The organism is Acidobacteriota bacterium (assembly GCA_003696075.1).
Lineage (GTDB): Bacteria > Acidobacteriota > Polarisedimenticolia > J045 > J045 > J045.
In genome coordinates this window covers 1-7325 of sequence record RFHH01000184.1, presented here as the reverse complement: position 1 = coordinate 7325, position 7325 = coordinate 1, and the positions used below count along the sequence as shown (strand labels likewise).

The window sequence follows — 7325 nt, the reverse complement described above, 5'->3', positions numbered from 1 at the left end:
GGTCAGGAACCGTGCCAACGAAGACCCGGCGCCGAAAACGCACCGCGAAGGAAGCACCTCCAGTGGGTTGGGGGGCGGCACCTGCCCGTGGGATGATGGACGCGACGGGCCGAGATCGCGCCGCGCGGGCGCGGCGGCAGGATCCGATGCCGGCCGTAGGCGAAACGCTCCGGCGGGAGCGGGAAAAGCGAGGTGAGTCGCTCGAAGCGGTCGCAAAGGCGACGCGCATCAACGTCCGTCTGCTCACCGCCCTCGAGGCCGGCCGTTACGAACAACTTCCCGGCCGCGTCTACACCAAAGGATTCGTGGCGGCGTACGCGCGGCACCTCGGGCTCGATCCCGAACCGCTGATCCGCTCCTATCTCGCCGAAGAGGAGGCGCTCGCCCGCTCCGGCCGGCTGGACGCTCCGGCCGATGTGGTGGAGCAGCTCCGGCAAACCGTGGGGCGCCGGCGGTCCCCCCGCAAGGCTGGCTCCCGATGGCGGCGGGTGGCGTTTCCCGCCGCCGCCCTCCTCGCCCTGATCCTCGTCGCTGGGTTGTGGGGCCGCACCGGCCAGGATTGGGGCTTCGCCCGCGGGAAACGCGAGCCTGCGGCCCCTTCTGCCGCCGCGGGAGCGCCCGAAGAAGCTTCCGTCCCCGGAGGCGAGCCGGAACCGATGGCGGCCGACACAGCGCCGTCCGGGACCGCCGGGAAATCTTCCGCGGCGGCCGCACCCCAACCGCCCCCGAAGGTGGAGGGCCAAGCGGCGCCGCCGCGCCGCCCTCGGGAGGAGGCCCGCGAAGCCGGGTCCGGCGCGAGGAAGGAGTCGGCGCGAGCGCCGGTGGAGGTCCCGCGGGACGCCGGCGGGCAGGCGCACCCGGGGACGGCGGCAAGGGGCGGTCCGGCCGACGAGGGCCCGCGCCTGAGCGTGCGCGACTTTGGGGTCGGCACCGCCGTGGTGGCGCGCCAACTGAAGGGGGCGTCCGACCGGTTCGCCGGCGGGACGACGGTCTATTTCTGGACGCGCGTGCTCGGCGGCCGGCCGGGAGACGCGGTGGACCACGTCTGGTTTCACGAGGGTCGATTGGTGGGCCGCGTACGCCTGCCGATCGGCGGCCCGCACTGGCGCACCTACAGCCGGCGGACTCTCCCGCGCAACTGTCGGGGCTCGTGGACGGTCGAGGCACGGGACGCCGCCGGGCGGGTCCTCGCCCGAAGCGCCTTCCGGTGCGAGCCGTCCGGAGGATGAGGAACCCGGTCAGGGCTCGCGGAGGATCCGGATAATCGCGCCGGCGATCGTTTCGTCGTCGATCAGGCGATCGTGACTCCGGCAGCCCCACACCACGCGGGGCGGGTCCGGCGCATCGGGATCGGGCCGCATCGCGAGCGACGCGGCCGTGACGCGGCCGTCGCCCGGCAAGCTCGTCAGTTCCCGGAATCGCCGGCGGGACATTCCCCGGGGACGTTCTCCAGAGCGTGTCGCGGTGACGAAACGATCGGACTTCCGGTACAGGATGGCCCGGGCCAGCGTCGCCTGGCAGCGCGCGCCGAGCAGCTCGATCTCGACGGGCTCCGGCGGAATCCCCCTGGACAACGCCGCATGGAAGCGCCGGGCCCGCGCGAGCATCGCGGCGAGGAAGCGGTCCCACTCCCGGTATTTTTCCCGAAACGCACGCTCTCCATCCGGACCGAGTTCGGCGAGGCAGGCCCGGTGGAACCGGGCTCTGGTGCGCGGCCCGTAGACCGACCAGCCGTAACGGCGCCAGTCATCCGCATCGTAGAGGTCGGCCTCCACCGGTAGGCCGTCAGCATCGAGGAAAACTGTCTCGTCAGGCGCCGGAAGCAGCTCATAGCAGGAGGGGAAGGTGAAGAGCGTCAGGGGCGAGACCTTCCTCCATAGCAGGCGCTGCCCGTGCAGCATGGCCCTGAATCCCTCCACCGAACCGCGGTTCGGCGTTCCGATGAGGATCGCGTGACGAACCGCGGCGGCTCCCTCCCACGAGGGAGGCGGGACGGGGTCGGTCCCCAGCACGTCCCGTGCCCCGAACCGGAGAAAGTAGCGGGCCACGAGGCCTCCCATGCTGTGGGCGACGAGATCGACCCGTCGTTCCGGGCCGGGAGCGACCGAACGCACCCGCTCCACCGCACGGGCGAGCCCGGCAGCCGATTCGGCGATATCGCGGCGCCAGTCGTAAGCGAACAGGTAGCACGTCGCGTTCGCGGTCGGATGCTCGATGTCACCCAGCACGTAACCGTGGCGTTCGAGGAGGCGGATCAACCCCTGGTACGCCTTCACCGAAAGAAACCGGGGGAAGATCGAAAAGCGCTTGAGGACGCCGTGCGCCACGATGCTGTCCCGGTTTTCCGAGGGAACCGTGCTGGCGGTCGGCAGTTCCAGCCCGTCGTAGCGCGGATCGACGATTCCCCGGTGGGGCGAGAGGAAGCGTAGCTGCGTGAGCGTCCCCCAGACGCGCCGCTCGCTCCCTTCGCGGACCAGCACCGATCCCATCGTGCCGGGGATGACGATGACCGGCCGCGGCGGTGCCGGGGCCGGAAGCGCGCCCAGGGCAACAGCCAAGACCAATGGAGGCAACAAGTTGAGCCCCGCCGCGGGTGGCACCCGCGTCCTTCCCGGTGCGCGCAGCAGTGGGAGTCTACCCCGGCCGGCAAAAAAGTGAAAAAAGGGGTGGCATCCGGCGCCACAGCCGTGCATACTCTCCTCGTGCCACCAAGTTCATGTCCTCTCGTTTCCCCTCTTGCAAGAAAACGGCGCGGAGTCGGTTCCGCCCACAAGAGCGGCGGGAGAGCGTGAGCTGCAACAATGGGGAGTGGATCTCCCCGGGAAAAGAGGTATCTGCAATGGCAAAGGGAACGGTCAAGTGGTTCAACGACGCCAAGGGCTACGGCTTCATCCGCCAGCCGGACGGCACCGATGTCTTCGTTCACTTCAGCGCGATCGAGGGCAGCGGCTTCAAGAGCCTGACCGAGGGTGAGGCCGTGGAGTTCGAGGTCACGCAGGGCCCGAAGGGTCTCCAGGCCTCGCAGGTGCGTCGCGTCGGCTGAATCACTCCGGCCGAACACCGGATGGGAAACGCCGCGCTCCGCGCGGCGTTTCTTTTTTCCCTCCAGACGGCCGGCGCGGCGGCACGGGGACGGCGGTTCCACGGGCCGCGCCCGGCGCACTCATCGCCCGAGCGCCACCGCCATCCGCCGCGCAAGATCCCTTGCCTGCTCCGCCCCGACTACGCGATCGACGAGGACGACCCTCTCCCCGCCGTCCAGGTGCAGGACGATGTCGAAAAGGAGCGGTCGCGGAAGATCTCTCCGGCCCCTCGGTTCCGGGCGGATATCGCGGATGCGATCCTTCGGCACCTCCACCGCCCGTCCCGAGCCCAGCCAGCCCACGCGCGCGCGCAACCCCAGCCGATCGACCTCGACCGCCGACGCGCGCAACGCGATGTCGAACGCTCCTGCGACGAGAACCAGCCCGATTCCGAAGGCCGGCGCGGCGAGCAGGAGCGACCCGGAAAGACCCAGTGCTGCCGCACCGGCGGCCAGCAGAACAGCTCCCGCGACGGCGGCGGCCGCCGCCGGCCGTCCGTGCCGGAAGGGCGCGGCCGTGACCCGCAGTCGGCCGTCCCCGTCCAGCACCACCTCGATCCCCGCCGTGCCGGATGTCAAACCATCGGAGACACCGGTCGCCCCCGCCAGCGGACCGCCCAGGTCGAAGGCGGTGCGGAGCCGTTCGCGCCGACCGGGCACGATCAACTCCAGCCGCCAGCGGCGCGGCCCACCGGGCGCTGGCAGCGGCTCTGCGGGAAGCGGAATCCGGACCGGGACGTCGTAGCCGCGGTGCCCCCAGGAGAGCGCCATCGGGGAGATCCAGCGCACCTCCTGCCAGAGGACTCCGGGGCGGCGCCGCGGCGCTGCGAGCTTTTCCTCGATCAGGCTCAACGACACCTCGATCTCCTCGACCGGCCGGGACCGAAGGCCCGTCCGGACGAAAACTTCGAGGACCGGCCTGTCCGCCTCAGGGCGCACGAGCGGCTCGATTTCGACATCGCCAAGTCGCCACCAGCGCCGCGTCCGCCTCACCGCGCCCGCGACGAGCAAGACCGGCACGGCGAGGAGGAAGGTTGAGAGAGGGATGCTTCCCGGAAGTGCAGACCGCACCAGTGCGGCCGAAACGAACCACCAGACCGCCCCCGCCGAGGCCGCCGCGGCCCATGCCGTCCCCGCGCGCATCCCGTTGCGCTCGAGCGGCCGCCGCTTCAGCGCCAGAGGGCGACCGTCGAGCGGAGGCGCTTGCACAAGGGCGCGCCGTTCCGGTGCTACCTCCACCGTCACGCGTTCGCCGCCTCCCCGGACCGGACGCCCGGTCGGTGCCGCGGGGCGCGCCGCCCGGTATGGGCAATCTCGGGCCGCGGGGAACACGTGTCACCCCGAACGCGGACGCCTTTCCATCTTCCGAACGAGACCGGACGGCGGCGGCATCCGCCGGCCCGCCTCCGCGCGGGTTCCGCGGCGGCTTCACGCCGCCGATGGCCGCGCGGTGCCGGCGGGCGCACCGGGATCTCGCGGGCACCACGAGTGGGCGCGCACCCGCCGGGGAATGCCCCGCGAACCTCTCCCGGAGAGGTTGATCGTCCCGGACCGCCGTGCTATTCGCAATGTCCGATCGCGGTGGAGTCCGCGGAGAACCGTCGCCTCCCTTCGGCGGCCAATGACTCCTACGACAAGGGATCGCGCCGGGACGATCTCACTCGAGGGCGCTGCGAGGGGAGGCGATGGATCGAGAGGTCACGCCACGAATCGGAACGGAGGACGCCAGCGAGCGGCGCCTGGAGCGGCTTGCCCGTCTTGCGCGACATGCGGGAGAGGTCGCCGTCGCCGAAGAGGCGCGAGCGCTGTCGGAGAGGGTCCGGGAAGGGCTCTTCTACGTCGCCTGCGTCGGGCAGTTCAAGCGCGGCAAGTCGACGCTGATCAACGCGCTGGTCGGGATCCCGGTGCTGCCGGCCGGCGTCGTGCCGGTGACCGCCGTGGTGACCGTCGTGCGCTACGGCCGGCACCCGTCGGCCCGCGTGCGGCTGGCGGACGGCGGTTGGTCCGCGATCGCGCTCGACCGTCTTGCCGACTTCGTCTCCGAAGAGCGCAACCCCGGCAACCGCAAGGGTGTGACGGCGGTCGAGGTGTTCGTTCCCAGTCCGCTGCTCGCCTCGGGGATGTGCCTCGTCGACACGCCGGGCATCGGCTCGGTGTTCGGGGACAACACCGAGGCCACGCGCTCGTTCGTTCCCCACGTCGATGCCGCGCTCGTCGTCCTCGGCGCCGACCCGCCGATCTCGGGCGAGGAGCTGGAGCTGGTGCGCGAGATTGCGGCGCGGTGCCACCAGCTGCTCTTCGCGCTGAACAAGGCGGACAAGATTTCCGGGCCGGAACTCGGCGACGCCGATCGGTTCACGCGCCGCATCCTCGAAGAGCGCCTCGGGCTGCGCGACGTGCGCTTGTTCGAGGTCAGCGCCAAGGAGCGCCTCTCGGGAGATGCCGGACCGGAGCGCGGCTGGCCCGCGCTCGTCGAGGCGCTCGATTCTCTCGCGCGCCGCTCGGGGAGCGATCTCGTGCGCGCGGCGGAGGAGCGCGGCCTCGAGCACCTGGCGGACCGCCTCCGGCGTCATCTCGACGAGCGCCGCGCGGCGCTGTGCCGCCCCGTCGAAGAGTCGGAACGGCGGATCGAGGAGCTCCGCCGCTGCGTCGAGCAGGCGCGGCTGGCTCTCGCCGATCTCGACTACCTGTTCGCCGCCGAGCAGGACCGGCTCGCCCGGGCCTTCGCGGAGCTGAAGGAACGGTTCCTCCGCGACACGCGGGCGAAGGCTCGGGCGGAGCTGCTCGACGCCCTGCGCGCACACCCGGCGCGCCGGGGCCCTGCCCTGCGCCGCGCCGCCGTGCGGCTGGCGCTCGAGATCGCCACGCGCCGCCTCGACGCGTGGCTGCGCGAGGTCGAGCCCGCTTCGCGCGAGCTCTACGTGCGAGCGATGGACCGCTTCGTCGAGCTGGCGAACGGTTTCCTCGAGCGGCTGAGGTCTTCGGGAACGCCCGGCCTCGAGGGACTGCCCTCCTCGGTCCCGCCCGAGACGGGGTTCCGGTGGGACAGCCGGCTGTTCTACAAGGATCTCTTCAGGGCGACGGGCGAAGGACCGTTCACGTGGCTGATCGACCGGCTCCGCACCCGGCGATCGTCGCTCGCCGCCTGCGGCGAGGCGGCGAGCCGCTACCTCCAGCTCCTGATCGAAACGAATGCCACCCGCATCGAGAACGACCTCAACGAGCGGGTGCTCGAAAGCCGGAGGCGGTTCGCCTACGAGCTTCGGGCCCTTCTGGACGATCTCGTCGCCTCGGCGAGCCGGTCGGCCGAGCACGCTCGGAGCGTCCAGGCGCGCGGCCGCGCGGCGGTCGCGCAGGAACTCGAGCACCTGGACGCGCTGGCCGCGCAGCTCGACGACCTCGAGATCACGGGGACCCGAGATACCAGCGCGTGAGATCGCGCGGCCACGCGGCGCACTGGCGGCCGAGGAAGCGCTGCGGCGCGCACTCGCGTGGCGGCGGTCGCCGCGTCCGAACCTCCCTCCCCCGCTCGCGCGGGCAAACCCGGGACGGTGGAGCGTCTTCCCAGCCGGCCAGGCCCGCGCGCTCCACTCGTCACGGCCCGTGGCTCGCGGCGCAGCACGCGACCGATCCGGAGAAGTCGCAATGCCGGCGGGCGAACGCGCCCTGGCTGGACACCGCGAGGCCCACGGAATACGAAGATCCATCCCTCCAACCCATGCAGTTCAACATTTGGTCGTCGTAGAGCCTCGACTTGACACCGCTCGCGTCGAAGACGCCACCTTGTCCGTCTCCGGCCACGAGGCTCGGCAGGACCCAGGCCCACTGTGCACCTGCCGATGACAGATCGGGCACGTTGCGGGTGGCGAGGATCTCGGCGCTCGTGCACATCCGGCTCCCCGGAAACTCGGCCTGGCAGGCCTTCGTGTAGGTGAAGACGCCCTGCCCGCCGTCGAACGTCGCCCGCGTGAACCCGACCAGCTCGTAGACGGGAGCCGCTGCACCGGGAGGCCCTTGCGGGCCGACAGGACCTTGAGGACCGATCGGACCGACCGGACCTTGCGGGCCGACCGGACCCTGCGGGCCGGCGGGACCCGGGGGCCCTTCGGGACCGACCGCGTTCCACGAGATCTGCCGGTCCTCTTCCCGGCAGGGCATCATCGGCGTCGGACCCTCGTCGACGTAGTACAGCATGCCGCGCTCGGTATCGAGGCAAGCGGTGTAGGTGACGTTCTCGGCCGCG

At 71.5% G+C, this 7325-nt stretch carries 5 protein-coding genes; 3 read left to right on the top strand and 2 right to left on the bottom strand.

Annotated elements, in window-relative coordinates:
• Positions 1 to 92: 92 nt before the first annotated feature.
• The gene (locus D6718_12215; protein ID RMG43477.1) at positions 93 to 1229 is read left to right on the top strand and encodes a DUF2914 domain-containing protein; all 1137 of its coding nucleotides are present in this window, start codon (positions 93 to 95) and stop codon (positions 1227 to 1229) included.
• Positions 1230 to 1238: 9 nt separating this feature from the next.
• On the opposite strand, the gene D6718_12210 is transcribed toward D6718_12215, so the two are convergent.
• Complete coding sequence (locus D6718_12210) at positions 1239 to 2693, bottom strand: hypothetical protein (protein ID RMG43476.1); 1455 nt, start codon at positions 2691 to 2693, stop codon at positions 1239 to 1241.
• A 146-nt stretch (positions 2694 to 2839) separates the two neighbouring features.
• Between D6718_12210 and D6718_12205 the strand changes: the two genes are divergently transcribed.
• Positions 2840 to 3043, top strand: a complete 204-nt coding sequence (locus tag D6718_12205; protein RMG43475.1) for a cold-shock protein — start codon at positions 2840 to 2842, stop codon at positions 3041 to 3043.
• 120 nt (positions 3044 to 3163) lie between these two features.
• On the opposite strand, the gene D6718_12200 is transcribed toward D6718_12205, so the two are convergent.
• Positions 3164 to 4291, bottom strand: a complete 1128-nt coding sequence (locus D6718_12200; GenBank protein RMG43474.1) for a hypothetical protein — start codon at positions 4289 to 4291, stop codon at positions 3164 to 3166.
• A 476-nt stretch (positions 4292 to 4767) separates the two neighbouring features.
• Here D6718_12200 and D6718_12195 point away from each other — a divergent pair, with 476 nt between their 5' ends.
• Positions 4768 to 6516, top strand: a complete 1749-nt coding sequence (locus D6718_12195) for a hypothetical protein (GenBank protein RMG43473.1) — start codon at positions 4768 to 4770, stop codon at positions 6514 to 6516.
• The last annotated feature ends 809 nt before the right edge of the window (positions 6517 to 7325 follow it).

Excerpts from the sequence above, each read along its gene's own strand:
- D6718_12215 (RMG43477.1), top strand. The coding sequence starts at position 93 with ATGATGGACGCGACGGGCCGAGATCGCGCCGCGCGGGCGCGGCGGCAG.
- D6718_12210 (RMG43476.1), bottom strand. The coding sequence starts at position 2,693 with ATGCACGGCTGTGGCGCCGGATGCCACCCCTTTTTTCACTTTTTTGCC.
- D6718_12205 (RMG43475.1), top strand. The coding sequence starts at position 2,840 with ATGGCAAAGGGAACGGTCAAGTGGTTCAACGACGCCAAGGGCTACGGC.
- D6718_12195 (RMG43473.1), top strand. The coding sequence starts at position 4,768 with ATGGATCGAGAGGTCACGCCACGAATCGGAACGGAGGACGCCAGCGAG.